Source organism: Methanobacterium sp. (assembly GCF_016217785.1).
Classification (GTDB): Archaea; Methanobacteriota; Methanobacteria; order Methanobacteriales; family Methanobacteriaceae; genus Methanobacterium.
In genome coordinates, this window is the sequence record NZ_JACRGA010000010.1 from 47,929 (window position 1) to 74,275 (window position 26,347).

Annotated in this window: 35 protein-coding genes and 1 pseudogene; 33 read left to right on the forward strand and 3 right to left on the reverse strand. The window is 42.6% G+C overall.

Annotated elements, in window-relative coordinates:
- The first annotated feature begins 536 nt into the window (after nt 1-536).
- The 3 genes from HY987_RS04730 (at nt 537) to rtcA (ending at nt 3,386) form a co-directional block, all read left to right on the forward strand.
- On the forward strand, nt 537-1,037 hold the full coding sequence (locus HY987_RS04730) for a TIGR00288 family NYN domain-containing protein (RefSeq protein WP_292756138.1): 501 nt from the start codon (nt 537-539) through the stop codon (nt 1,035-1,037).
- Nucleotide 1,038: 1 nt separating this feature from the next.
- A complete protein-coding gene (locus HY987_RS04735; RefSeq protein WP_292756140.1) occupies nt 1,039-2,205 on the forward strand; it encodes a TIGR03576 family pyridoxal phosphate-dependent enzyme in 1,167 nt (388 codons plus the stop codon).
- 152 nt (nt 2,206-2,357) lie between these two features.
- Nucleotides 2,358-3,386: an RNA 3'-terminal phosphate cyclase gene (rtcA, locus tag HY987_RS04740; RefSeq protein WP_292756142.1), complete on the forward strand. Its 1,029-nt coding sequence runs from the start codon at nt 2,358-2,360 to the stop codon at nt 3,384-3,386.
- A gap of 55 nt (nt 3,387-3,441) precedes the next feature.
- Here the strand turns inward: rtcA and HY987_RS04745 are convergent, their stop codons facing one another.
- The 3 genes from HY987_RS04745 to HY987_RS04755 all read right to left on the reverse strand — a co-directional run bounded on the left by HY987_RS04745 (nt 3,442) and on the right by HY987_RS04755 (nt 7,490).
- Nucleotides 3,442-4,806, reverse strand: a complete 1,365-nt coding sequence (locus tag HY987_RS04745) for a PIG-L family deacetylase (RefSeq protein ID WP_292756144.1) — start codon at nt 4,804-4,806, stop codon at nt 3,442-3,444.
- A gap of 102 nt (nt 4,807-4,908) precedes the next feature.
- Entirely contained in the window at nt 4,909-5,886 is a 978-nt protein-coding gene (locus HY987_RS04750; RefSeq protein ID WP_292756147.1) for a biotin--[acetyl-CoA-carboxylase] ligase, read from the reverse strand.
- Between the two features lie 116 nt (nt 5,887-6,002).
- Entirely contained in the window at nt 6,003-7,490 is a 1,488-nt protein-coding gene (locus HY987_RS04755) for an acetyl-CoA carboxylase biotin carboxylase subunit (RefSeq protein ID WP_292756149.1), read from the reverse strand.
- Between the two features lie 414 nt (nt 7,491-7,904).
- Between HY987_RS04755 and HY987_RS04760 the strand changes: the two genes are divergently transcribed.
- The 30 genes and pseudogenes from HY987_RS04760 to HY987_RS04905 all read left to right on the forward strand — a co-directional run bounded on the left by HY987_RS04760 (nt 7,905) and on the right by HY987_RS04905 (nt 26,340).
- Entirely contained in the window at nt 7,905-8,528 is a 624-nt protein-coding gene (locus tag HY987_RS04760) for an METTL5 family protein (protein ID WP_292756151.1), read from the forward strand.
- A 455-nt stretch (nt 8,529-8,983) separates the two neighbouring features.
- Entirely contained in the window at nt 8,984-9,805 is an 822-nt protein-coding gene (locus HY987_RS04765) for a putative RNA uridine N3 methyltransferase (RefSeq protein ID WP_292756152.1), read from the forward strand.
- 246 nt (nt 9,806-10,051) lie between these two features.
- Nucleotides 10,052-11,062 (forward strand): 50S ribosomal protein L3, encoded by a 1,011-nt coding sequence (gene rpl3p / locus HY987_RS04770; RefSeq protein WP_292756154.1) that lies wholly within the window; start codon nt 10,052-10,054, stop codon nt 11,060-11,062.
- Between the two features lie 22 nt (nt 11,063-11,084).
- On the forward strand, nt 11,085-11,870 hold the full coding sequence (rpl4p, locus tag HY987_RS04775) for a 50S ribosomal protein L4 (protein WP_292756156.1): 786 nt from the start codon (nt 11,085-11,087) through the stop codon (nt 11,868-11,870).
- Between the two features lie 13 nt (nt 11,871-11,883).
- On the forward strand, nt 11,884-12,144 hold the full coding sequence (locus tag HY987_RS04780) for a 50S ribosomal protein L23 (RefSeq protein ID WP_292756157.1): 261 nt from the start codon (nt 11,884-11,886) through the stop codon (nt 12,142-12,144).
- Between the two features lie 19 nt (nt 12,145-12,163).
- The gene (locus tag HY987_RS04785; RefSeq protein ID WP_292756159.1) at nt 12,164-12,889 is read left to right on the forward strand and encodes a 50S ribosomal protein L2; all 726 of its coding nucleotides are present in this window, start codon (nt 12,164-12,166) and stop codon (nt 12,887-12,889) included.
- Between the two features lie 97 nt (nt 12,890-12,986).
- On the forward strand, nt 12,987-13,397 hold the full coding sequence (gene rpsS, locus HY987_RS04790; RefSeq protein WP_292756161.1) for a 30S ribosomal protein S19: 411 nt from the start codon (nt 12,987-12,989) through the stop codon (nt 13,395-13,397).
- A 12-nt stretch (nt 13,398-13,409) separates the two neighbouring features.
- A complete protein-coding gene (locus HY987_RS04795) occupies nt 13,410-13,874 on the forward strand; it encodes a 50S ribosomal protein L22 (protein WP_292756163.1) in 465 nt (154 codons plus the stop codon).
- A pseudogene (locus tag HY987_RS04800) lies at nt 13,871-14,587 on the forward strand (30S ribosomal protein S3); the annotation flags it as partial. The gene HY987_RS04795 and the pseudogene HY987_RS04800, both read left to right, overlap by 4 nt.
- Nucleotides 14,588-15,468: 881 nt before the next feature.
- Nucleotides 15,469-15,675, forward strand: coding sequence for a 50S ribosomal protein L29 (gene rpmC, locus HY987_RS04805; RefSeq protein WP_292756165.1), 207 nt, complete (start codon nt 15,469-15,471; stop codon nt 15,673-15,675).
- 5 nt (nt 15,676-15,680) lie between these two features.
- Nucleotides 15,681-15,986, forward strand: a complete 306-nt coding sequence (yciH, locus tag HY987_RS04810; protein ID WP_008514880.1) for a stress response translation initiation inhibitor YciH — start codon at nt 15,681-15,683, stop codon at nt 15,984-15,986.
- 289 nt (nt 15,987-16,275) lie between these two features.
- A complete protein-coding gene (gene rnp1 / locus HY987_RS04815) occupies nt 16,276-16,560 on the forward strand; it encodes a ribonuclease P protein component 1 (RefSeq protein ID WP_292756167.1) in 285 nt (94 codons plus the stop codon).
- 4 nt (nt 16,561-16,564) lie between these two features.
- Nucleotides 16,565-16,888 (forward strand): 30S ribosomal protein S17, encoded by a 324-nt coding sequence (locus tag HY987_RS04820; protein WP_008514875.1) that lies wholly within the window; start codon nt 16,565-16,567, stop codon nt 16,886-16,888.
- A complete protein-coding gene (locus tag HY987_RS04825; RefSeq protein WP_004030389.1) occupies nt 16,885-17,283 on the forward strand; it encodes a 50S ribosomal protein L14 in 399 nt (132 codons plus the stop codon). The genes HY987_RS04820 and HY987_RS04825 overlap by 4 nt, the downstream gene beginning before the upstream one ends.
- An 8-nt stretch (nt 17,284-17,291) precedes the next feature.
- A complete protein-coding gene (gene rplX / locus HY987_RS04830) occupies nt 17,292-17,645 on the forward strand; it encodes a 50S ribosomal protein L24 (RefSeq protein ID WP_292756170.1) in 354 nt (117 codons plus the stop codon).
- 1 nt (nt 17,646) lies between these two features.
- A complete protein-coding gene (locus HY987_RS04835; RefSeq protein ID WP_292756172.1) occupies nt 17,647-18,372 on the forward strand; it encodes a 30S ribosomal protein S4e in 726 nt (241 codons plus the stop codon).
- A 1-nt stretch (nt 18,373) separates the two neighbouring features.
- Nucleotides 18,374-18,895 (forward strand): 50S ribosomal protein L5, encoded by a 522-nt coding sequence (locus HY987_RS04840; protein WP_292756174.1) that lies wholly within the window; start codon nt 18,374-18,376, stop codon nt 18,893-18,895.
- Entirely contained in the window at nt 18,896-19,048 is a 153-nt protein-coding gene (locus HY987_RS04845) for a 30S ribosomal protein S14 (RefSeq protein WP_004030384.1), read from the forward strand.
- Nucleotides 19,049-19,058: 10 nt separating this feature from the next.
- Complete coding sequence (locus HY987_RS04850) at nt 19,059-19,451, forward strand: 30S ribosomal protein S8 (protein WP_292756176.1); 393 nt, start codon at nt 19,059-19,061, stop codon at nt 19,449-19,451.
- 10 nt (nt 19,452-19,461) lie between these two features.
- Nucleotides 19,462-19,995: a 50S ribosomal protein L6 gene (locus HY987_RS04855; protein ID WP_292756177.1), complete on the forward strand. Its 534-nt coding sequence runs from the start codon at nt 19,462-19,464 to the stop codon at nt 19,993-19,995.
- 5 nt (nt 19,996-20,000) lie between these two features.
- Entirely contained in the window at nt 20,001-20,327 is a 327-nt protein-coding gene (locus HY987_RS04860) for a 50S ribosomal protein L32e (protein ID WP_292756179.1), read from the forward strand.
- 279 nt (nt 20,328-20,606) lie between these two features.
- On the forward strand, nt 20,607-21,053 hold the full coding sequence (locus tag HY987_RS04865; protein ID WP_292756181.1) for a 50S ribosomal protein L19e: 447 nt from the start codon (nt 20,607-20,609) through the stop codon (nt 21,051-21,053).
- A 13-nt stretch (nt 21,054-21,066) separates the two neighbouring features.
- Complete coding sequence (locus tag HY987_RS04870; protein ID WP_292756183.1) at nt 21,067-21,648, forward strand: 50S ribosomal protein L18; 582 nt, start codon at nt 21,067-21,069, stop codon at nt 21,646-21,648.
- Nucleotides 21,648-22,295 (forward strand): 30S ribosomal protein S5, encoded by a 648-nt coding sequence (rpsE, locus tag HY987_RS04875; RefSeq protein ID WP_292756185.1) that lies wholly within the window; start codon nt 21,648-21,650, stop codon nt 22,293-22,295. The genes HY987_RS04870 and rpsE overlap by 1 nt, the downstream gene beginning before the upstream one ends.
- A gap of 9 nt (nt 22,296-22,304) precedes the next feature.
- Entirely contained in the window at nt 22,305-22,757 is a 453-nt protein-coding gene (locus HY987_RS04880) for a 50S ribosomal protein L30 (protein WP_292756187.1), read from the forward strand.
- 49 nt (nt 22,758-22,806) lie between these two features.
- Nucleotides 22,807-23,244: an uL15 family ribosomal protein gene (locus tag HY987_RS04885; RefSeq protein WP_292756189.1), complete on the forward strand. Its 438-nt coding sequence runs from the start codon at nt 22,807-22,809 to the stop codon at nt 23,242-23,244.
- Nucleotides 23,245-23,298: 54 nt separating this feature from the next.
- A complete protein-coding gene (gene secY, locus HY987_RS04890) occupies nt 23,299-24,645 on the forward strand; it encodes a preprotein translocase subunit SecY (protein WP_292756191.1) in 1,347 nt (448 codons plus the stop codon).
- Nucleotides 24,646-25,200: an adenylate kinase gene (locus tag HY987_RS04895; RefSeq protein ID WP_292756193.1), complete on the forward strand. Its 555-nt coding sequence runs from the start codon at nt 24,646-24,648 to the stop codon at nt 25,198-25,200. It begins immediately after the preceding gene.
- Between the two features lie 144 nt (nt 25,201-25,344).
- On the forward strand, nt 25,345-25,914 hold the full coding sequence (locus tag HY987_RS04900) for an EMC3/TMCO1 family protein (protein ID WP_292756195.1): 570 nt from the start codon (nt 25,345-25,347) through the stop codon (nt 25,912-25,914).
- Nucleotides 25,915-26,028: 114 nt separating this feature from the next.
- Complete coding sequence (locus HY987_RS04905) at nt 26,029-26,340, forward strand: 50S ribosomal protein L34e (protein ID WP_292756197.1); 312 nt, start codon at nt 26,029-26,031, stop codon at nt 26,338-26,340.
- Nucleotides 26,341-26,347: the final 7 nt, after the last annotated feature.

Sequence of the window (26,347 nt, forward strand, 5' to 3'; positions counted from 1 at the left end):
TAAAAGAAAGTTTTAAACACCCTAATAAACCTTAAAAAACTTCACGCACTGCTATTTTGATGATTTTAGGTGGCATGCACACTGGTTTATGGTAAATTGTATATGCTAAAATGTAATTGTATCTGTTAAGGTAATTGTAATTCCGCTAATTAAGGATGCAAAATTGGGATATTATTTTTGAACGAATCATTTAAGTAGCCCTTAATAACTTCGTGAAGGGAGTTTAAGGCCCCAAACTTTATGTTGCAAAGTTTATATATGTAAAAATTCATAAATATATAAATAATTTAAATAAGATGGTAAAAATAAGCAGCCTAATTGCCTTTTAAAGGCCAAATATTGGGATTTTGTGGTATTGGTGGGATTATTGACTTTCGATTAATTTCAGATGTTTACTTTAAAAAATTGTTTGAACATGGTTTTTAATGATTACCCATTTAAGTCAATAAATAATCCATTTAGGTCAATATAATAATCCAATTTAACTCACCACACCCCTAAACTGTTTTTTACCATGATTATATTGGAGGATAAAAATGCGAAGTTTTGAAAAATTAACTTCTTACATCCCGCTTAGAAAGTCAGAATCAGGGGGATCTAAAAATATAGGACTCCTGGTGGATGGCCCTAACATGCTGAGGAAGGAATTCAGCCTTAATTTAGATTTGGTACGGGAGATAATAGCAGAATATGGTAATATGAGGGTGGGTAAGGTTCTTTTGAACCAGTATGCCTCAGACAAACTCATCGAAGCCATAGTAAACCAGGGATTCACACCTATTGTGGTGGCAGGAGATACTGATGTTTACATGGCAGTTGAGGCCATGGAACTTATCTACAATCCCAATATTGATGTAGTAGCCCTTATGACTCGGGATGCTGATTTTTTACCAATCATCAATAAAGCTAAGGAAAATGGGAAAGAAACCCTAGTTATTGGAGCTGAACCTGGTTTCAGCGCAGCCCTGCAAAACTCGGCTGACGATGCCATTATCCTGAAAGCAGAAAGTCATAAAAAATATTCTAAGGACGACTGAAATGCTCATATGTTCTTCCCTGGATGAAGTAAAAAGAAGAGAAACTGCATTAAGATTCATCGCAGCCCTGGTAAATCAAGAGGGAAGATCCTGTTTATACGACCTTTCAGGGCTAGCCGGAGGATTCCCAGTTAAAAAATCAGACCTTAACCTACTGGAAACCTATTCCGGTCCTGCTATTTTTGAATTAAACCTCCAGAAAGAGGGAAAAAAACACTTGGCTGGGGAGAAAGTAGCTGCATTCAACCGCACCAGTGCCGCCATACTGGCCGCCATACTGGCCCTGGTAAAACCCGGTGAAGAAGTACTACACTACCTACCAGAATTACCTTCACACCCGTCTATTCCCCGCAGTGCAAAGCTCCGGGGTGCATCTTACCGGGAATTTGACAATCTACCTGATTTCCAGCTCAGTGATGAAACAGCACTGGTAATTATAACCGGATCCACCATGGATCACCAGGTGCTTCCTTTAAATGATTTTAAGAGGATCATCAAGATTTCCCACCAGCAACAGATCCCGGTGCTGGTTGATGATGCATCCGGAGCACGGATACGCACCGTTATCTATAATCAACCCAGGGCACTGGACATGGGCGCGGATCTGGTTGTAACCAGTACTGACAAATTAATGAACGGCCCACGAGCAGGATTAATGGCAGGAAAAGCCACATTAATTAATCGGATAAAAGACAAGGCACATCAGTTTGGGCTGGAAGCCCAACCACCAATTGTTGCAGGCATTGTAAGGGCCCTGGAGGATTTCAACCCCCAGAGACTCTTAGATTCCCTGGATAGGAGGGATAAACTCAATATTATGGCCAGGAATGTGATGGATGGTGTTGAGAAAACACCCACAGGGATCATGATTTCAGCAAAAAACCTCGAAAAAGAAATCACCTCAAAAGAAGGGACCACCACCCTTTCCGCACGCGAGTTAGCCACTTTAATGGCCATGATACTCTTAAAAGAACATCACATAGTTACCATCCCTGCAGTGGGAATGCCTGGGGTATCGGCCACCATCCGCCTGGATCTCGCTGCACTTGATGCCGGAAGAGTGGATGATAATCAAATAATAAACGCTCTGAAGGACTCATTAAAACGAGTAAGGGAAATTGTAAATGATGATGAAGCCTGTTTGAGTCTTTTATATGAAGGGATCTGAATAAAGTGAATTGATCCTGTGGAATCAATTACTAAAGATGAATTTACATGATTCCAAGCTAATGTTTTCATAATAAACTCCATAAACTATTTTTAACAATCAATTCTCATAACAATCAATTCTCATGTTTAAGATTAAAAAAACTGTTTAACATGATAGAAATCGATGGATCATTTGGGGAAGGTGGAGGAGCTCTTTTAAGAGTTTCAACAGCCCTTTCAGCCTTAACTGGGAATGCATTTGCCATTTCCAATATCAGGAGCAGCCGGCCAAAGCCCGGGCTGATGCCACAACACTTAAACGCAGCCCTGGCTCTGGCTCAACTCTCCAACGCAGAGGTCACTGGATTGGAATTAGGTTCAACCCAGATGACTTTCACTCCAGACCAGATAAGTGGGGGGAAACTGGAGGTGGATGTAAAAACTGCCGGTAGCATAACACTGATCCTTCAAGCTCTGATAATACCCTCGTTATTTGCGGATCAGAGGGTTGAAATTAATATCAAAGGTGGTACTGATGTTAGATGGGCCCCACCAGTGGATTATCTGGAACATGTAACCCTACCGGTATTGAATTCCATGGGTGCTGCTGTTGATCTGGAAGTACTACAGCGCGGATATTATCCTCGTGGTGGGGGTATGGTGCGTGCCCTGATTGAGCCAGTGGAGAAATTGAAACCATTAAGGCTCCATGATCTGGAGGTGGATGTTATCAGAGGAATATCCCATGCCACCAAGCTCCCGCCTCATGTGGCCATCAGGCAAGCCCAGGCTGCCGAGAAAAAAATCCACAGTGCAGGTTATGAAGCTGAAATCGAGATAAAATCAGATGATAATAATGCTCTAGGCCCAGGTTCAGGGCTGGTACTCTGGAGCGAGTTTAAAAATAAAAGCACACCCCGTGTGGGTGCCAGTTCCCGGGGAGAAGTGGGTAAGCGGGCAGAAATAGTTGGAAGGCAAGCAGCAGAAGAGATTTTATCATGGTTATCAAAAGGAGCTGCCCTGGACAAATATATGGGTGATCAGATCATTCCCTACATGGCCCTTACGGGCTCATCATCAGTCAGAATATCAGAACTGACCCAGCACACCCTCACCAACATCTACGCTGCCGAGAAGTTCACCGACAAAAAATTCCAAGTGGACGGTGGTCTGGGGGAAGTAACCACAATCACAGTTTGAATGGATTTATCAGTTTAATTATCAGTTTGATTACAGTTTAATTATCAGTTTATTATCAGCTTACTTTTATAACTCTCCATGGTGTTTGATCAATTATTGCCCCGGATTTAGTGGCATCAACGCTTAAAATTAAATAAGGGCTGTTTTTGAAAATATCAGAGGGTATTTCCGTTACCATGGTGTTGTTTTTGATAATTACTGGAATATTATCCTGGGTTGAACTACCATTTACTTCCCTCTGTATCTCTGCATTTCCACTGTGAACTGAGATTTTCACCCTTTCAGTTCCCTTTGGATTGAAAATATTCATACGAATATTATACACTGCATCTTGTGCGGGTTCACCCACTGTTTTTACAGATAGCAATGAATTTCCGTTGGTTGTCCCATCACTGACATTTATTCCAACTGATATTATGTCCAGTGATTCTTCTTTGCCATGATATTTTCCATCACCAGCTGCATCATAAAAGAGATTGCTTAAAGTTTTAGAACCATTGCCACATTCACTAAGTGATGGATTATCAGTGGACCTTGACACATTCAGTGTATGATATTCAGCGAATAACTCATTTTTACGCAGGAATGATAGTAAATATGATGAGGGGACAATTTGGGTCTTATAGGTCCGTAATGATTCCTCTTTCAAACGCTCCTGGTGGGTGGTGAGATTAAATACAAACCATTCAGGACCATTTGGAACCCCAACCAGTTGTTTTGGGGGAACTAAATAATATTCTGGATAATAACTCCTAGGACTGGGCCAGTTGGGGGGTAAATGTAACAGGTAAGTGTATTTACTTCCATTATATCCGGTTTGAACGGTGGCGTACTCAATGAAACCATTGGTGGCCTGATGATCAAACTGTTCATCATCCCCACTGGGATAGATGATGATGGTGGGCTTAAAATCGGTGATTACAGTTTCCAGATTTTCTGCCAGGTTAGCACCACAGTAAATGGCGTTCTTCTGGAAGGCATAGGGGTAAGTCACCTGTTTTGAACCGTTTGAAGCAGTGAAAGGATTATTATAATCCCAGTAATCATTTAAAAGATTCCTTAAACTTCCATCCTTGTAACCCAGGAATGTGACGTTCTCTTCACCTAAACCCAGTATCTTTGTTCCGTTGATTGTTTCATTATGTCGTATGAGTGGTGAAGTTTTGGTATCATTACCATCAGTAACCACCACCACCTTAACCTGGGCTTTGTTTTCCACTGCGTAACTGATTATCCCTCCATTGCAGATAACCTCATCGTCAGGATGGGGTGCTACAACCAGCACCCTGTCCCCTGCATTTATCGAGGGGCCTGTAGGATATTCTGGTGGGTAAAATGGGAGTTGTGAGTATGAATAAACCATCACAGTCAAAGAAACTATCAAAACTGCTAATAGGATTATTTTAAAATTCCACTTCATGTAAAACTCCTTCAATAAAAGTACATTTAAATGTTATTCCTGATTAAACCATTTAAAATTTTTCTAAAAAAATAATAGGTGTTTATTTCCTTTAGTGGTTGTTTAATTCCCTTTAAAGTGTATGCATTCTCCGGATATAACTTTGTGCAGACTGCCATCATCCATTTCCAGAATGAGAATACCTTCTTTGCTTATACCCACAGCTTCTCCTCGAACAGTTCTACCCTTTTGGTGAACTTCTACATAAGAACCAATGGTTTTGGAGAGTCTGCGCCACTGGTTAAGTATTTCTGTGAATTTTCCGTTGGTGAAATCATTGTAAAGGGTTTCGAAGTTCACCAAGAAATCCTGCACCAGTTCTACTCCCTGGATTTCCTTATCAAGTTCCCTTTTGAGGGATGTTGCACCTTCTCGCAGTTTTGGAGGGAAAGCTTCTACATCAACATTAAGATCAATACCAATACCCACCACCACATAATCCAGTCTTTTGCCAATGGCACTGGCTTCAGTCAGTATTCCACAGACCTTTTTTTCACCAATTAATATGTCATTGGGCCATTTTATACCCACATCCAGGCTGCAATCCTTGGCCAGTGTTTCAGCAACAGCCACCCCGGTTACCAGTGTTAATAAAGGGGCCTGAGACAGGGGAATGTCTGGTCGGAGTATTATAGTCATCCAAACCCCCCCTGAAGGTGACAACCACTTTTTACCCCGTCTGCCTTTACCACTGCGCTGACTTTCAGCTATAACAATGGTTCCTTCTACTGCGCCTTTCTCAGCAAGTTCTTTGGCAACTTCGTTGGTGGAATCCACCTCAGAGTAGTGATGAATTTCCTGCCCAATAAAGTTAGTGGCCAGGTCTAGCTGTATTTCATAGGGTAAGAGTCTGTTAGGGGTTTTGATCAGACGATAACCAAGTTCAGGGGATGAATCAATAATGTAACCCTCTTTTTTCAGTGAATGTATTTCATCTTTGAGTTGAATATTTGATATACCCACATCAGATGTTAACTGGTCACGGGATACATATTCATCCTTTTGTGCATGGAAAGTTTTTAAAATCTGTTTCTGGTGCATGGGACCACCTTTAAATCCTATGATTCATATAACATTTTTATTAGTTTTTTGGAAAGTTTATTTTACTAAATTTGCCATAATAATACTAATTTTTGGCCATATTAATCCCTAAATTCTCATTTCTTTTTATTGGCCATGGAACTAATGATGTGGCTTGAAACAGCTGCTGAAACTGCAGCAACTCTTTTAGATGGTAAAAATGTTGATTTAAGCCGGGCTTCTTTTTCTTTATCTTCCCTGATGACTTTTTCCATGTTGTCCATTATTTCCTTACGGTATTCATCCACAAAGTGAGTGTGTAATTTTGCTTCCCAGAAACTAGGGCTTAACATCATGGACTTATGGAATGGAATGGTGGTTTTCACTCCCAATATAATGTATTCCGAGAGGGCTCGCCTCATCCTGGTTATGGCTTCATTACGGTTACGTCCCCAGACAATGAGCTTGGAGATCATGGAATCATAGTATGGGGGTATGGTGTAGTTCATGTAAACCCCACTATCCACACGCACTCCCGGACCTCCTGGCGAGCGATAACCTGTTATTTTACCAGGGTTGGGGGCGAAATCTGCTAAAGGGTCCTCAGCATTGATTCTACACTCAATAGCATGACCTCGTACCTGGATGTCATCCTGGGTGCAGCATAACTCTCGTCCTGAGGCGATCTTAAGTTGTTCTTTAACCAGATCCACTCCAGTGACCACTTCGGTTATGGGGTGTTCTACCTGGATACGGGTGTTCATTTCCAGGAAATAAAATTCTTCATTTGAGTAAAGGAATTCCACAGTTCCGGCATTGGTGTATCCGATTGATGAAGCTGCTTTAACAGCAGCCTGGCCCATTTGTTCCCTGAGTTCATCAGTCATAATTGGTGAAGGTGCTTCCTCAATGAGTTTTTGGTGTCTGCGCTGGATACTGCACTCCCGGTCAGCCACATGGATGGTGTTACCATGTTCATCTGCTAAGATCTGGAATTCAATATGGCGGGGTTCCTCCACATACTTTTCGATAAAAACAGTGGAATCTCCAAATGCAGATGCTGCCACGGATTGGGTGGATTCCAGGGCACGTAACAGTTCATCTTCCTCATAGACTGTACGCATACCTATGCCCCCACCACCAGCGGATGCTTTAACTATCACCGGGTAACCAATGGCTTCTGCAATTTTAAGGGCTTCATCTGGATCAGTTACTCCCTTACTGTTACCAGGTATTACAGGAACACCTGCTTTTTCCATAAGTTTACGTGATTCAATCTTGCTCCCCATGGCTTCAATAACCGAACCCGATGGACCTATGAGTTTTAATCCATTCTGATCACATTTATCCCCTAAGTGGGGGTTTTCAGCCAGGAAACCGTATCCAGGGTGCAGTGCATCTGCCCCTGATTTTTCGGCAACTTCCAGGATCCGGGGAATATTCAGGTAACTATCTGCCGGTGAGGGTCCTCCTATACAGTATGATTCATCGGCGTACTTGGCGAAGAGCGAGTTTTTATCTGCTTCTGAATATACAGCAACACTCTTCACGTCCAGCTCTCTGCAGGCGCGCATCACCCTGATGGCAATCTCTCCACGGTTGGCAACCAGGACCTTGTCAAACATGATATCTTCCTTTGTATCTATAATCTGGGTATGTTTATTAATGGTTTTTTCAATATTAATTACCTAAATTCAACAATCTATAATATTCCATTGTTTTCAAATTATATCTATTATCTATATCTCCTTAAAGATTTTATGTTATCCTTCAAACTGGGTAAAAAATAATAAAACTAAAAATAGATCTCTAAAAGATAATAAAACCAAATGAGGTCTCTAAAAAAATATCTCAAAATAGAATCTCAAAATAGAATCTTAAAATAGAATCTCAAAATAGAATCTCAAATAATTCAAATAATGAATAAAAAAATATATTTCATAATAATCTCATCAGAATAATCTACCTTATCAGAATATTTCTACACCCATATTTCTAACACCCATAGAACACCAATAGAATACTTTAACTGAATCATCATGATAACCAAGAAAAGACAGTTGGAAATGGCCCTGCAGGCTATACCCTCCCATCCCCATCCAGATCCAAACCTGGAACAGTACCACACCCCAGCCAGTATTGCCGCTGATGTTGTATGGAATGCCCAGGCCTACGGTGATCTTCGGGATATGAAAGTGGTGGATCTTGGTTGTGGGACCGGAATCCTGGCCCTGGGAGTAGCTTTAATGGGTGCAGTGGAAGTTGTAGGTGTGGATGTAGATATCGATGCACTCCAAGTGGCAAACTCAGAGGCAGTTAGGCTTGAAGTTCAGGATAAATGTCGGTTTTTGAATATGGATATGAATGATTTCCATGAGAAGGCAGATACAGTTATCCAGAACCCACCATTTGGGGCACAGAAAGCCCATCGGAAGGATGCTGATCGCAGGTTCCTTGAAAAAGCCCTTGAAGTAGCACCAGTTATTTACTCGTTTCACCTGGCCAAGACAAGGGAATTTCTAGAACAGATAGTAAAGGCTCTCAATTCCAATGTAACACATGTTTTTAACTATAATTTCCCCCTACCCCGCATCTATCACTTTCACCAGGATGAGAAACGTGAAGTGGAAGTGGTTGTTTTGAGGATAGAAAGAATGGAGTAAAAGAGCAGTAACAAAAAGAGCAGTAACATATTATTTAACAATAAAATTACGGTTTTAACAATAAAATCACGGTCTTTCAATATTAAATCAATGTATTTTCAATATCAGATCACTATTGTACTTTATTATCAATTATTTTCAAATATTATAATTTTATTTTCAATACAAAAACAATAGTACTTTACTATCCCTTTATTTCCCATATTAAAATTTCAATGTGTTTTATCAAATAATTTCAGTGGTGTTTTAATAGTGGTGTTTGATCAACAGTGGTGTTTTATCAAATATATTTCAAAATTTAAATTCAAAATTTAATAAATAAAATTTTTCAGGAATATTCAATTGAATAATATATTAATTATAAATTGCACATTTTTTTATAATGGTACAATTATTGATTCACTCAAAATATACAGCCCCTATATATTATAAGGATCAAAAACAGAAATTTAAAGATGTCACTTAAGAACATTTCAATTTTTATACCCTCTTCTTTTCTCAGGGAAACAAAAGATTTAAAACTAAAGACATACAAAGTAGGGTTGATTGGCAGATCAGCCGCCCTGTTTCGGGCTACAAAAATCGTTATTTACAGCGATACTGAAGACCCGGAAGACCGTAAAGGGGTAAAGTTTATTAGTGATATCCTCACTTATATGAATACCCCACAGTACCTTCGAAAAAAGGTATTTCCTATAACCCGGGAGTTGCGGAACGTAGGAATACTTCCTCCGCTTAGAACTCCCCATCACCCAACTGGAGAACTCCATCAGGGTGATTTTAGACAGGGACTTACATTAAAAAGGACCAAGAAAGGTACCATAGTTGATATAGGTGCCGACCGGGATGCGTTGTGCAAGGAAAAGCTCAGCGTGAACCGGGTAATGAGCTTTAAGGTAGATAAGTTAGGAAAGGAAATAGTAATTTCTCCTGATGAACCTGAGTTTTATTGGGGGTATGATGTACTGTCTACTTATAAGAGTTTAGATGACAGCATAGATCTGTTAAAACCACAACCTGATCTGGTGGTGGGTACATCGCGCTATGCTGAACCCATCACTTCTGTTTTAAACGAAGTTAGAGAGGGGTTAAGGGGCTCCAAACACGTAGCTATTTTGTTTGGTGGTCCGTATTCGGGCTTACACGAATTAATGGGCAACCCTGGGGACGTACTGGACCTGGAGGTTAACACCATCCCTAATCAGGGAACTAAGACTGTAAGAACTGAAGAGGCAGTTTTAGCTACTTTATCAGTATTTAATGTGCTAATGGATTAGTTATGCGTTTATTGCTATAACTGTGACATGGTGACTAAATTAGCAAAGCGCTAATTGGTTAAATTAAATTTTGATACGGGTAATGCATATTATAATGCACTACACGGTAGAGTAGAAACATTTATCGCAATGTAATTAGCAATGCGCTTTGGGCTCTTCTTAGAGAGTACACCATGTATTAAATGTATATTTATGTTCACAAATTTGGAAAAGTGGAAAATTAAGGATTTAAGGAGGAAATATTAGATGGCTAGACATCATCAACCTAGAAAAGGATCAGTTGCATTTAGTCCTAGAAAAAGAGCAGCCAGGGAATCACCCCGAATAAGCTCCTGGCCCGAAAGGGAAGAGCCGGGACTTTTAGGATTCCCAGGTTACAAAGTGGGCATGACCCACGTGACTCAGATGGATAACACCAAAAACTCACCCACCGAGGGAATGGAAATTTCCACCCCGGTCACTGTAGTGGAAACCCCACCAATAGTGGTAATGGGTATCCGGGCTTACACCCAGACCAGCCGCGGACTCAGGGCCATGACCGATGTCCTGGCGCAAAAAATGGATGAAGACCTTAAAAGGAAAATCTCCATACCTGTAGACTATGATTCTGAAGCGCAACTGGCAAGTTTAAAAGAAAACCTGGATAAAGTGGTGGAAATCCGAGCACTAATCAACACCAAACCACGAATGGCCAGTGTTCCTAAGAAAAAACCAGAACTAATGGAATGTGGTATTGGCGGAAACAGTGTGGAAGATAAACTGGAATACGCTGCCAGTGTACTGGGAAAAGAACTAACCCCCGCCGATGTTTTCGCCGATGGTGAACACACCGATGCAATAGCAGTGACTAAAGGTAAAGGATTCCAGGGAGTCATAAAAAGATGGGGTGTCCGTATACAGTACGGAAAAGCCGCCCGAAGTAGTAAAGGAAGGCACGTTGGTTCAATCGGACCATGGTCACCCGCCAGAACCATGTGGACAGTGCCCATGGCTGGTCAGATGGGATACCATCAGCGTACAGAGTACAACAAGAAAATCCTCAAAATAGGAGAAGCCGAACAGGCCGATGAGGTTAACCCTAAAGGTGGATTCGTGAAGTATGGGATTGTTAAAAATAATTACTTACTCCTCAAAGGATCATTACCCGGACCATCCAAAAGATTGGTCATGTTAAGAAAGGCAATGAGACCCCACGGAAAACACGACGATGCTCCACAAATATCATATATCAGCACTGCCTCCAAGCAGGGAGTCTAGTTAGGATCAAAGAGTGATGGGAATGACGAAGATCAAGGTTTACTCATTAGAAGGTAAAGTTACTGGCGAGATGGAGCTTCCAGAAATATTCTGTGAAGAATTCCGACCGGACCTTATAAAAAGGGCGGTTCTCTCTGCTCAAAGTGCCCGTATACAGCCCTGGGGAACAGACCCTATGGCAGGTAAACGAACTACAGCTAAATCATTCGGTGCAGGCCGAGGAGCAGCTATGGTCCCACGTGTGAAGGGTTCAAGACACCCCGCAGGTTCCAAGGGAGCATTCGTGCCCCAGACAACCGGTGGAAGAAAAGCCCACCCACCAAGGACAGCCAGGATCATCCATGAGAAGATCAACAAAAAAGAAAGGAAACTGGCCATACGTTCAGCACTAGCAGCCACCACCAACCAGGAACTGGTTGAAGCCAGGGGTCACCGGATTGACAACGTGCCTCAAATACCATTCGTGGTGGATGATGAACTATGCGGTGTCAAGAAGACCAGTGAAACCAGGGAAATTTTCAAAAACCTGGGAATAATGGATGACGTGGTTCGAGCCAAAAACGGTAGAAAAATCAGGGCTGGTAGAGGAAAAACCAGGGGAAGAAAATACAAAACACCCAAAGGACCCTTACTTGTCGTAGGAGAAGATAAAGGAATTAGTCTGGGAGCCAGAAACCACCCTGGAGTAGATGTGGTTGTGGTGGATAACATCAATGCAGAACTCCTGGCACCAGGAACACACCCCGGCCGACTTACTGTTTACACTAAATCAGCAATTGAAAAACTGGGAGATTTATTCCAGAATTAGGCAGGTGTCATGAATGGATCCTTACGATATAATAATTAAACCACAGTTAACTGAGAAAAGCATGAACGCCATTGATTACAAAAACGAGTTAACCTTTGTGGTCCGAAGAACCGCAAAGAAGCCCCAAATCAAACAGGCTTTCCAACAACTCTTTGATGTTAAAGTGGAACGGGTCAACACTCAGATTAGCTCCCGTGGTGAAAAAATAGCCTACCTTAAACTGGCAGAAGATGAGAGCGCCGAAGACATTGCCGTTAAAATGGGAGTATTCTAGAGGTTAGGGAGGATTAATAATGGGAAAACGATTAATAATTCAGAGGCGGGGAAGAGGAACCCCCACCTACCGAAGTGCATCGCACCGTTTCAAAGGAAAAATACAGTACCGTTCATTTGATGATATAGAAAAAAATGGCAGCCTAAATGGAAAAGTAGTGGACATCTTCCACGATCCAGGTAGAACTGCCCCTGTGGCCAAGGTCAAGTTCGAAAATGGCGAACAAAAATTGATACTGGCCCCAGAAAGCATAGCCATCAACGATGAAATCGCATGCGGAATATCCGCACCAATAAAACCAGGAAACTCACTACCACTGGGAGAAATCCCTGAAGGAACACCAGTGTACAACCTGGAAAGAAACCCCGGAGACGGAGGAAAATTCGTCCGATCTTCAGGTACTTACGCTTCTCTTATCACCCATGACGTGGGTAAAGCCATTGTGGAACTTCCCTCCGGGGAATTAAAGGCTTTCAACCCCCAATGCAGAGCCACCATCGGTGTTGTTGCCGGGGGAGGTAGGAAAGAAAAACCATTCCTCAAAGCAGGAAACCGACACCATGCTGCAAAAGCTAAGGGTAAAAAGAGCGTGGGAGTGCGTGGTGTTGCAATGAACGCAGTAGACCACCCACACGGTGGTGGAAACCGCCAGCACCCAGGACGACCTACCACAGTCTCCAGACACGCCCCACCAGGAAGAAAAGTGGGTTCCATTGCTGCTAGGAGAACCGGAAGAAGGAGATAAGATAACTTATCCCCTTATTCCATTTGGACTGGTTTAAGGATAAAATTACGAGAATAAAATAAATGATAAAATAAAAGCGTTTTAAGGAGGAGGCTAATTGGCGAGGAAAGAATTCAAGTATCGCGGTTATACCCTGGAAGAGCTGCAGCAGATGCCACTGGATAACGTCATCCAGTTGTTACCATCAACCCAGCGCAGATCCCTGAAAAGGGGATTCCTACCCAGGCAAAAAAAAGTACTAGAGAAGATACGAAAACTGAAAAAAGAAGGAGACACGGGTGGACGACCTAAAATAATCCGGACCCACTGTAGAGACATGATTGTACTACCAGAAATGGTGGGCATGACCTTTGGAATCTACAATGGTAAAGAATTTGTGAACGTCCAGATACAGCCCGAAATGATCGGATGTTACTTTGGTGAATTTGCAATTACCCGTCAAAGAGTACAGCACGGAGACCCTGGTATGGGTGCTACCCGTTCATCCATGTTCGTGCCCCTGAAATAAGGAGAATCTACCATGGCAAAAATGAAATACGCTTACGAAGGATCTGGAAAAGTAGCCAAAGCAGCTGGAAGATCCCTCAAGATCTCCCCCAAACACTCGGTGGAGATCTGCAGAGAACTCCGGGGCATGTACCTTGACGAAGCCAAGGAATACCTGGAAGATGTTATCCAGATGAAAAGAGCTGTACCATTCAAACGACACAACAAAAAAGTAGGCCACAAAAGAGGGCTAAAAGGATGGCCTACTGGCCGTTACCCTAAAAAAGCAGCCACCCAGATCTTAGATGTTCTGGAAAATGCAGAGGCCAATGCTGAATATCAGGGTATGGACACCGAAGACCTTAAAATAATCCACATATCCAGCCATCGGGGTTTCATAATCAGAGGATACATCCCACGAGCATTCGGAAGGGCCACACCATTCAACACCCCCACCACACACATTCAAGTAGTTCTAGGGGAGGCAGAGAGCGCATGATTGAAAAGGACTTTGTAACCGAGGGACTAAAGAGAACCAGAATCGATGAATATCTGGAGAAAGAACTTGACAGAGCAGGATACGGTGGAATGGAAATCCAGGTAACACCCCTAGGTACCATGGTAGTGGTATATGCAGAAAGACCAGGAATGGTAATCGGCCGAGGCGGTAAAACAGTACGGGCCATAACCCAAAACCTCAAAAACAACTACGAACTGGAAAATCCCCAGGTAGAAGTTAAAGAAGTGGACATCCCTGAACTCAACCCCAAAATCATGGCTCACAAAATATCAGCCATGCTCCAGAGGGGAATGCACTTCCGCCGAGTGGCATACTCAGCTCTCAGAAGAATCATGGGAGCAGGAGCCCAGGGAGTGGAAGTAACCATCTCCGGTAAAATCAGAGGATCTAGATCTGCATGCGCAAAATTCACCGATGGATACATCAAAAAATGTGGAGAACCATCCATCAAATATGTGAAGCAAGGATTTGCCACCGCACCACTCAAACCTGGAGTTCTAGGAATATCGGTACGTATCATGCCACCAGATGTTGTCTTGCCTGATAAGGTGGATATCATCCAACCTAAAGTGGAAGAACCAGTAGCCACTGAAACTGCAGAAGCAGTTGAAGCTCCTGTTGAAGAAATCACCGAAGGATCTGTGGAAATCTTAGAAGAGATTACCGAAGAAGCCGCAGAAGAAGCTGCTGAAGTACCAGTAGAAGAACCTGTTAAAGATGATCTCAAAACCAAGGCCACTGAAGCTAAAGAAGCTGTTGAGGAAAAAACCGAAGAAGTAGTGGAAAAAGCTACTGAGGTTAAAGAGGCAGTTGAGGAGAAGGCTGAGGAAGTGAAAGAGAAAGCTTCCAAAACCAAAGCTAAAGCTACCAAGGCTAAGAAGGCAGCTGAGGAAAAAACCGAAGAAGTAGTGGAAAAAGCTACAGAGGTTAAGGAATCTGCTGAAGAAAAAGCCACCGAGGTTAAAGCCAAAGCTACCAAAGCTAAGAAGGCAGCTGAAGAAAAAACCGAAGAAGTAGTGGAAAAAGCTACAGAGGTTAAAGACAAAGCTACTGAAGCTAAAGAAGCTGTTGAGGAGAAGGCTGAGGAAGTGAAAGAGAAAGCTTCCAAAACCAAAGCTAAAGCTACCAAGGCTAAGAAGGCAGCTAAGGAAAAAACCGAAGAAGTAGTGGAAAAAGCTACAGAGGTTAAAGACAAAGCTGCTGAAGCTAAAGAAACTGCTGAAGAGAAGGTCGAAGAAGTGAAAGAGAAAGCTTCCGAGGTTAAAGAGGCAGTTGAGGAGAAGGCTGAGGAAGTGAAAGAGAAAGCTTCCAAAACCAAAGCTAAAGCTACCAAGGCTAAGAAGGCAGCTGAGGAAAAAACCGAAGAAGTAGTGGAAAAAGCTACAGAGGTTAAAGAGGCAGTTGAGGAAAAGGCTGAGGAAGTGAAAGAGAAAGCTTCCGAAACTAAGAAAAAAGCCTCAGATAAAGTGGCTGAAGTCACCAAAAAAGCTTCCGAAATCAAGGAAAAAGTGGAGAAATCCTAAAAGGATTTAATCCTTAGAAATCATCATAAATTATAAAAGGATGTATAAATATGGTTATATTAAGGAGTAAAGAGATACGTGAAATGGGAATGGAGGAAATCCAGAAAAAACTGGAAGAACTTCAGGCAGAACATGCCAGTAACATTTCCAAGAGCGCTGCCGCGGGGATTTACGAAAACCCAGGGAAGATCAGGGAACTTAAAAGAACCATTGCACGTGTCAAAACCATAATTAACGAAAAAAATAAGGAGAACTAAAATCGATGAAAGTCTGCGATGTTTGTGGTCTACCAGAGGAACTCTGTGTCTGTGAAGAAATAGCACGTGAGATACAGAGTGTTAAAGTATTCACGGTGAGAAGAAGATTCGGAAAACTGATGACAATCGTGGAGGGAATAGATGAACACGATATTGACATTAAAGAACTCACCAAGGAACTGAAAAACAAATGTGCCTGCGGGGGAACGGCCAAAAAAGGCCAAATCGAACTGCAAGGAGACCATAAAAGGAGAGTCAAAGAAGTTCTAGCCGGAATGGGCTTTTCTTCAGATGACATCCAAGTTCGTTAGATTAATGGGTTAACTAATTGTATCACATGGGGACTTGATTCTTTACAATCATACCATGTTTGTAAGATAAGTTAACCACCGGTTTTAAGTTCAAACTTAAGAGACTTCTTAATCAGATAAGATTCTGACTTTGAAGTCTTCTGGGAGATTAATCCCTCAAGGACACCACTGGACTCAAGAAACCACTTGACTCAAAAAGTCTACAGATCCAAACGAGTCTACTAAGTCCTGCTGGGATTACTCACATAAAAATAACATTCACCATCTACCCCATGCATACCACGATAGCATGATTACTCCACAAAACATTATGAGACATGAACTGGTGGGGCTGGAAGTGGAAATCACCCACAGTTTGCATGGAGATTTAAATGGAATTAAAGGACTCGTGGTGAACGAAACCAGAAATACTCTCACCATTGAAGATGGTGAAGGTAACGAAAAAATCATACCCAAAGGGAGTGTAACTTTCAAATTCACACTTCCCGATGGAGTTATAATAGAAATCGAAGGGAAGATAATTATTTCTCGCCCTGAAGATAGGATAAAAAAGAGATTTAGGAAATATTGGTGATAATATGGTTGGTATTGAAGTTACCGAACCCAAAGAAAAATGCAATGATCCTAACTGTCCCTTCCACGGGACCCTGCCAGTGCGGGGCCAAATCCTGGAAGGAATAGTCACCAGTGACAAAGCAGAAAGGACCATAACCGTTGAAAGGAGTTTTTACAAGTTCATACGAAAATATGAACGATACGAAAAGCGAAAATCAAAAATAAACGCCCATAAACCAGACTGTATCCAGGTAAATATTGGAGATGCAGTTAAGATTGCGGAGTGCAGACCCCTTTCCAAGACCAAGCACTTCGTGGTGGTGGAGGTTAAAGGGGATAAAAAATGAAAGCCATCACATCAAACGTCAGTAAATCACTACCCATAGGCGCCCGCCTACAATGTGTTGATAACACTGGAGCCCGTGAAGTGGAAATAATATCTGTCAAAGGATACAAAGGTGTCCGAAGAAGACTGGCTACTGCCGGTGTGGGTGACATGGTTGTTATCACAGTTAAAAAAGGAACCGCTGACATGCGTCGGGAAGTTACCACTGCAGTGGTCGTAAGACAGAAAAAAGAATTCCGCAGGGCAGATGGACTAAGAGTGAAATTCGAGGACAATGCAGCAGTTATTATCAGTCCCGAAGGAGTCCTGAAAGGTTCAGAAATCAGAGGACCAGTAGCCAAGGAAGCTGCGGACAGATGGCCATCAGTGGGAAGTGCTGCCAGCATTATCGTATAGGTGATTAGATGTCCAAACAACCAAGAAAACAGAGAAAATTCCGTTACCAGGCACCATTACACATCCGTCATAAAATGATGAGTGTCAACCTCAGCCCAGAACTACGGGAAGAGCACGGACGACGCTCACTACCAGTACGGAAAGGAGATACTGTGAAAGTTCTCCGGGGTGACTTCAAAGATCATGAAGGTAAAGTAGATGGTATTGACCTTAAACGTTACCGGGTTATGATTGAAGGCCTAAACGTGCAGAAACCCGACGGAAATCAAGTTTACCATCCAGTACATCCATCCAATCTCCAGATTATAGAAATGGATCTGGATGATGAAGAAAGAAACGAAATATTAGAGAGGAAGGGATAAAATGGCCAAAATGGGATCAAGAAAACATTTAAAACGGTTTAAAGCACCAGAGCACTGGCCCATCCACCCTAAAGAGTTTACTTGGACGGTGAAACCCAGTCCAGGACCACACTCCATAGAGGGATCATTACCACTTCTAGTCATAGTTCGTGACATACTAAAAATAGCTGACAACGCCCGTGAAGCCAGAATCATCATCAACAATGGTGAAATCATGGTAGACGGCCGAACCCGCAAGGACTACAAATTCCCAGTGGGATTCATGGATGTAATCCAGCTACCCAAAAGTGGAAAAGCCTACAGGGTAGTTCCTGATGAACGAGGAACACTGGTGCTACACCCTATAGAAGAGGGAAACACCGAGTTCAAACTATGCCGTATCGAGGACAAAGTCACCGTTAAAGGTGGCAAAACACAGTTAAACCTCCACGACGGTCGAAATTACCTTACTGAAGAAGATTACAAAACTGGTGATGTGGTAATTCTCAACGTGCCTGATCAAGAAATTAAAGACACAATCAAATTCGAAGATGGAACTATCGGTCTCATCACCGGTGGTAAGCACATTGGTGAGAAGGGAACAGTTAAAGAAATTAACATCACCCGCAGTTCCATGCCCAACACCGTACTAATTGAAACTAAGGAAAAATCATTCCAGACCCTGCAGGAATATGTTTTTGTTCTGGGAAAAGATAAACCCATGATTTCACTACCTGGAGGCCAATAGAATGAACCCTATGCAGCAGGTACGTATAGCCAAAGCCACAGTTAATATTGGTGTGGGAGAAGGCGGTGAAAGACTGGCACGAGCAGAGAAGCTTATCCAGACCATCACCAACCAAAAACCAGTGCGAACTATTTCCAAGGTAACCAACCCTGAATTTGGAATCCGAAAGGGACAACCCATAGCCTGCAAAGTAACCCTACGCGGTGAAAATGCAGATGCGGCTGTGAAACTCATTCTTTCAGGAATTGACAACAAAATCCGTCCCACACAGTTTGACAGACAGGGAAATCTATCCTTTGGAATACATGAACACATTGACATTCCTGGAATGCGCTACGACCCGGATATTGGAATATTCGGGATGAACGTTAACATGACCTTCGAAAAACCTGGATACAGGATAAAAAGAAGGAAAGTACAGCGGAAGCACATTCCTCACAAACACCAGGTCACCACCGAAGAGACCATGGAGTACATGAAGGAAAAATTTCAGATTCGAATAGAATCTGATAAAGAGGAATAGGTGATAATTTTGCCAAGAAAATACGGAAAGGCATCCAGGAAATGTAGGAGATGCGGAGACCACTCTGCGTTAGTTCGAAGATATGGGCTCATGCTCTGCCGACAATGTTTCCGGGAACTCGCCCCTAAAATTGGATTTAAGAAGTTTAACTAGAGGTGACAAGATGACTCTTATGGATCCTCTGGCCGACGCCCTTACTAATATGCGGAACAACGAGATGCAGGGAAACAATAAATGTACAGTATCTCCCGCATCTAAAATGATTGGGCAGGTCCTGAGGACGATGCAAAAAGAAGGTTACATTGGTGAATTTGAATATGTTGACGATGATAAAGCAGGCATGTTCACCGTGGAACTAGAGGGAAATATAAACAAGTGCGGTGTGATAAAGCCCAGGCACGCCGTGAAAAAAGATGAATTCGAAAAATTCGAAAAACGATACCTACCATCCAAAAACTTCGGGATAATGATTGTAACAACCCCCGAAGGGATAATGACCCACAACGAAGCTAAAGAACGTGGTATCGGTGGTAGATTACTGGTATACGTTTATTAAGGTGATAAAAATGGCTTTAGCAGTGGTTTTAAGGGAGGAAATCCCCATCCCAGAAGGCGTGGAAGTCACCATTGACAAAGAAATAACAGTCAAGGGACCCAAAGGAGAACTTAAACGCAAGTTCAAACAGGGTAATGTTACTATCAAACAAGAAGATAGTATGGTGGTCTTAGAAACTCGCTTCCCAAAAAAGAAGGATAAAGCTATGCTGGGCACTATCAAGTCTCACATTAGCAACATGATCCACGGATTAACCGAAGGATACACTTACCGAATGAAGATTGTTTACGCTCACTTTCCAATGACAGTGAAAGCTGCCAAGGAAAAGGTAACCATTGAAAACTTCCTGGGAGAAAGATACCCTCGCACAGCCAAAATAGTGGGCAGTGCACAGGTTAAAATTCAGGGAGATGAAGTAACCGTTACCGGTGTAAACAAGGAAAACGTGGGCCAGACAATGGCCAACCTTGAACAGGCTACTAAAATCAAGGGAAGAGACCCCAGGGTGTTCCAGGACGGAATATACCTGGTGGCTAAGGAGTGATCCTCATGAGGAAACCAAAATTCAGGAGACAAGAATGGCACAGGTACAAAAAACTGGGCGAAAACTGGAGGAAAGCCAGGGGTAAACTCAGTAAAGCAAGAAGGTATCAAGCTCGTAAACCTGCCATACCCACCATTGGTTACTGCTCACCCAGAGCTACCAAAGGACTCCATCCATCTGGATACCAGGATATTCTGGTGTGCAACCTAAAAGAACTTGAAAATCTGGATCCTGCAACCCAGGCTGGAAGAATCAGTTCAACCATAGGACTTAGGAAAAGGGAAGTTATGCTCCAGAAAGCCAGGGAGCTGGGAATTAAGATCTTAAATTAATTAATTCCTTATTTAAATAATCTTTTAATCCTAAAGCACAATCAATATAAATATCCTAAAACCTCCCACTACTGGCAATGAATCCAGAAGGGATGGTTTATCATAGGAATCAAGGGGCCCCATCATCATAATGTTGAGGGCAAGTAAAAAAACAATAATAATGAAAAAAATTCGGATGCAAGGGAAGTATCAGCATCCTTAGTTCTAAAGTTGATATATTTGGAACTAATAGAAGTTTTGATCAACCTTTTTTTAAAAGGTTGATATGGAGGTTTCTTTATGAATCTTACTACTCAGAAGAGACTAGCTGCGGACCTGCTTAAAGTAGGTGTTAATCGTGTCTGGATAGACCCTAACAACCTGGAAGAGGTTTCCCGGGCAATTACCCGGGAAGGAGTTAACAAACTCATCCAGGATGGTTACATTAAAGCACGACCCAAAAAGGGAATCAGCAGTTACCGATCAAAAAAGATAGCGGAACAGAAAAAGAAAGGAAGAAGAAAAGGTAGAGGAAGTATTAAAGGAGCTAAAGGGGCTAGAAACCCTAAGAAGAAAGCCTGGATGACTACCATCAGGGCCCTCCGAAAAGACCTCAAGGACATGAGGGATGAACGTGAAATTAATCGCACCACCTACCGTAAGCTATACAGAATGGCTAAAGGTGGAGCATTCCGTAGTAAATCCTACATGAAAACCTACGCCAGGGACCACGACCTTTTAAGATAACGGGGGAATTACAATGGCACAAGGATCAAGATATAAAGTAGCATTTAAACGTAGAAGAGAAGGAAAGACAAACTACGGTGCTAGATTAAAACTAATAGGATTAGACAAGCACCGTCTGGTAGTTCGAGTCACTGGCAATCACACCATAGCTCAGATAGTAGATGTGCAGATGGAAGGAGACCAAACCCTGATCTCAGCCCATTCCCAGGAAATAAAAAACATGGGATGGTTGGCCAGTGGTAAAAACACCTCTGCCGCTTACCTCACCGGATACCTCTGTGGCAGGAAAGCCATCAAAGAAGGTATTGAAGGAGCAGTACTGGACATGGGACTGGCAACTTCCACTAAGGGATCAAGAGTGTATGCAGTCATTAAAGGAGCAATTGATGCCGGTCTGGACGTACCTCACAAAGATGTTATCCTTCCTTCTGAAGACAGAATCACAGGAGAACACATTTCCCAGTATGCCCAATCATTGGAGAAGGCAGAAATGGAGAAAAAGTTTTCCCAGTACATCCAGAGGGGACTATCCCCCATGGACTTACCTGATCACTTTCAAAGTATCAAGGAAAAGATCGAAAAAGAGGTATCATAATGAATGATTATAACACCGAAGAATGGGAACCCAAAACCAATCTAGGTCGCATGGTAAAGGAGGGTCAGATAACCAGTATCGATGAGATATTCGATCGTGGCCTACCTATCATGGAACTGGAAATTGTGGATTCCCTGCTCCCAGATCTCGAAGAAGAGGTCATGGATGTTAACCTGGTGCAGAGAATGCACAAATCCGGACGTAAAGTGAACTTCCGAGTTATAGTAGCAGTGGGAAACAAAAACGGTTACGTTGGATTGGGACAGGGTAAAGCCAAAGAAGTAGGTCCTGCCATACGAAAAGCAGTTGACAACGCCAAATACAATGTCATCAAAGTCCGTCGAGGATGCGGTGACTGGGGATGTGTCTGCGGACGAGAACACACCGTACCCTTCAAAGTGGAAGGTAAAAAAGGCAGTGTTCGTGTAACCCTCATACCCGCCCCTGGTGGAGTTGGAATGGTAATTGGAAACGTGGGTAAAACCATACTTGGACTGGCTGGAATTGACGATGTATGGTCTCAGACCATGGGACAGACCCAGACCACCATCAACTTTGCAGGTGCAGTATTCGATGCCCTTAAAAAGTTAAGCATGGTAAAAGCCCCAACCAAAGACCTTAAAAAACTGGGCGTCTGTGTGGAGTAAGGTGATATCATGATTATAGCATTAAGAGTCAGGGGACGTACTGGAATCAAGGGAGACATATCCGACACCCTGGATATGCTCCGCCTAACCAGAATAAATCACGCAGTCCTTTTACCTGAAAATGACAGTTACATGGGAATGCTCAGGAAAGGAAAGGACTACATAACCTGGGGTGAAATAGACTCAGAAACACTAACCCAACTCATAGAAAAAAGAGGACGATTCCCTGGAAGGGAAAGATTCACTCCTGAAGCAATGACTGGAGATTACTCCTCAGCAGAGGAACTATCCGAAGCAATCATAAATGGAGAAACCACACTAGAAGAATCTGGTTTGAAACCAATCTTTAGACTACATCCTCCACGAAAAGGTTACAGTCACATTCGGAAAAGTTTCAAAGAAGGAGGAACACTGGGTTACAGGGGAGAAGAAATATCCCAACTCATTAAAAAAATGATCTAACCCATTAATAATCCTTTATTAATATAATGACACATTCAAGGTGAACATCATGATAAGAAGAACCCGTAAGATACGGAAATTGCGTGGCTCCCGAACTATTGGGGGCGGTTGCTCTAAGAAGAGAAGAGGAGCCGGTCACCGTGGTGGGAGAGGAAAAGCCGGAGGCCATAAACATATGTGGACCTGGGTAGTTAAGTTCGACCCGGACCGATATGGTAAGCACGGTTTTAAAAGACCACAAAAAACCATTAATAAGTTTAAAACTGTGAACCTGGATTATCTGGATGATAATGCAGAAAAACTGGTTGAAAAAGAATTAGCCCAGAAGGAAGGTGACAATATCATCATCGATGTCACCCAATTAGGATACGATAAAGTACTGGGCAAAGGAAAGATCACCAGATCTCTCACCATTAAAGCACCTCACTTCTCTGCAAGTGCTGTTCGAAAAATTGAAGAAAATGGGGGAGAAGCAGTCAGTCTCTAAGTAGAATAACTGTAACTCAAATATTCCATGTTCCCTTATAAGGAGTGAAAACAATTGTTGAAGGAAGCTCTTCTGCCGATTTTCTCATATTTACCCCAGGTAAAATCACCAAGTTACCGGGTCCCCTTTAAAGAAAAATTAAAGTGGACCGGGGTAATCCTGATACTTTACTTCATATTAAGTCAAATACCCTTATTCGGTCTTAGCCCTACTGCGGTAGATCAATTTGCCCAGTTGAGGGCGGTTATGGCCGGTAGTTTTGGTTCTATAATTACCATGGGTATTGGGCCGATTGTATCAGCATCCATTATACTCCAGCTCCTGGTTGGAGGTAAGATCCTGAATCTGGATCTCTCACAGCATGATGATAAGGCTTTCTTCCAGGGAACTCAGAAACTCCTTGCAGTTGTATTCACCATATTTGAAGCTTCAGTTTTAGTACTCACCGGTGCACTGTCCACATCATCACCTGAATTTGTGTGGATCGTGATCCTGCAGATCGTCATTGGAGGAATACTAATAATCTTCCTTGATGAAGTGGTCTCCAAATGGGGATTCGGAAGTGGAGTTGGATTATTCATCGCAGCCGGTGTTTCAGCCCAGATAATTATTGGAACTTTAAATCCATTATCCTCACCAACCTCACCAGGAGTGCCTTCCGGTGCCATACCCCAATTCATATACCTGTTAACCACCAGTCAACCTGACTTCAGTCTACTGATACCAATCATTGCCGTGGTTGCAGTGTTCCTGGTAGTGGTTTATGCTGAGAGTATGCGGGTGGAAATACCATTATCCTTCGGAGGGGTAAAGGGAGCCAGGGGTAAATATCCATTAAAGTTCATCTATGCCAGTAACATGCCGGTTATATTAACCAGCGCATTACTCTTAAACGTGCAGCTATTCGCTGCCCTGTTCCAGAAATTAGGATTCCCTATACTAGGAACAGTATCCAATGGTAAAGCCATTAGTGGGGTGGCCTATTATTTAACCACTCCTTATGGGCTTTCCAGTATTCTGACCAACCCCCTGCAAGTGGCAATTTATGGTGTGGTATTCATAGCATCATGTGTGTTATTTGCATGGCTATGGGTGGAACTGAGTAACATAGGACCCAAAGCAGTGGCCAAACAATTACATGGAATGGGAATGCAGATTCCTGGATTCAGGAGTAGCCGTACCCAGTTTGAAAGACTACTCAAAAAATACATTCCCGCAATCACAATCCTGGGAGGTGCCTTCGTAGGTCTTCTGGCCTTTGGAGCTGATCTCACAGGCGCACTGGGAGGGGGAACTGGTGTTCTCTTGACTGTGGGTATTGTATACAAACTCTATGAAGAAATAGCCCAGGAGCAGCTCATGGACATGCACCCAATGCTCAGGAAGTTCTTAGGTGATTAAATGAAAGTTGTTGTAGTTGCAGGAATACCAGGATCAGGAAGCACCACCGTGCTTCAACATGCCCTAAAAGAAACAGATTACGTTCACGTGAATTACGGTGATGTTATGCTGGAAATAGCCCAGGAAATGAAACTGGTGGAAGACCGGGATTCCATGCGCAAACTCCCCCCTGAAACCCAGAAAGAAGTCCAGAAAAAAGCAGCTGGAACCATACGGGCAAGGGCGGAGAAAGCCAACACCATTGTGGACACACACTGCACCATTAAAACTCCCTCAGGTTTCCTACCTGGCCTACCTCAATGGGTACTGGAGGAACTGCAGCCAGACATGTTCATACTCATTGAAGCTGATGGTGATGAAATACTCATGCGCAGGGTTAGTGACACCACCCGAATCAGAGACACAGAACGCCTGCAGGACATTAACCTACATCAGGAGATGAACCGGGCCACAGCCATGGCATACGCAGTTTACACCGGAGCCACAGTTAAGATCATAGAAAATCACAACGACCAGTTAGAAAGTTCAGTTGAGGAAATGAAAAAAACCTTATAGGGTAGAACCATTCATAGATAGAGTTTTATAAGGTAAGAATCATTTATAGATAAGAAATCCTGGATAAGAATTTTATAGGGTAAGAACCCTTCAGTAAACATTTTGGGATAAAAAACCCGTTGTGGGATATAAGAGGAACAAAAAATGGCATTTGAATTTATAACTCAACCAATTTTCGGTGCATTGAGCTTCGTGTTCATGCCAATGGTCAACACGTTTGGCCCCATGTTAGGTGTGTTCGTAATCTCCACCATAATAGCATTTTTCATAACCCTGGCCAACAAACTACTGGTGGACCAGGACCGGTTGCAGTTTTTGCAGAAGGAAATGAAAGATTTCCAGAAGGAGACCATGGCAGCCCAGAAATCAGGTGATGCTAAAGCAATGGCAGAAGTTCAGAAGAAACAGGCAGAATTCATGAACCTGCAGAAGGAGATGATGATGAACTCCTTTAAACCCATGATCGTCACCTTCATACCCATACTACTGGTCTTCTGGTGGATGGCTGCTGAACCTGCAATCAACAAATTAGTGGTGGAATTACCATCATTTGTATTCTACGTCCTACTGGTTCCTCTGTTCCACATGTTCTACCAACAGACACCTGGAGTTCCCTACATGGCCATTGAATGGTTGGGATGGTACATTTTATGCTCATTTGCCATGTCTTTACTGTTCCGAAAATTCATGGGACTTAAGAGTGGGGGAATATAGATCATAGAGTAATGGGAATTAATTCTAAAAATGGAAATCGTTTATTTGTTCACCCATTTTAAATTCATTCACAGGAAATATTTTAACTAAATTTACATACTAGGAGATATTAAAATGCCAGCGTTAAGATACAGATCACGTACGTACAAAAGAAGATTCCGTAGAACCCCTGGAGGCGAAACCGTCCTCCACTACAAAAAGAAAAAACCTAAAAAGCACCACTGTGCTGAATGTGGTAAACTGTTACATGGGGTTCCACGAGGAAGACCTTACCAGATAAGAAAACTCGCCAAGTCTAAAAAAAGACCAAACCGACCATTCGGTGGTAACCTATGCACAGAATGCACACGTAGGTTTTACAAAGATCAGGCCAGATCTCTCTTGGAATCTCAAGAGAGCAATACTCAAGAAGATATTGAGGAATAGATCCTAA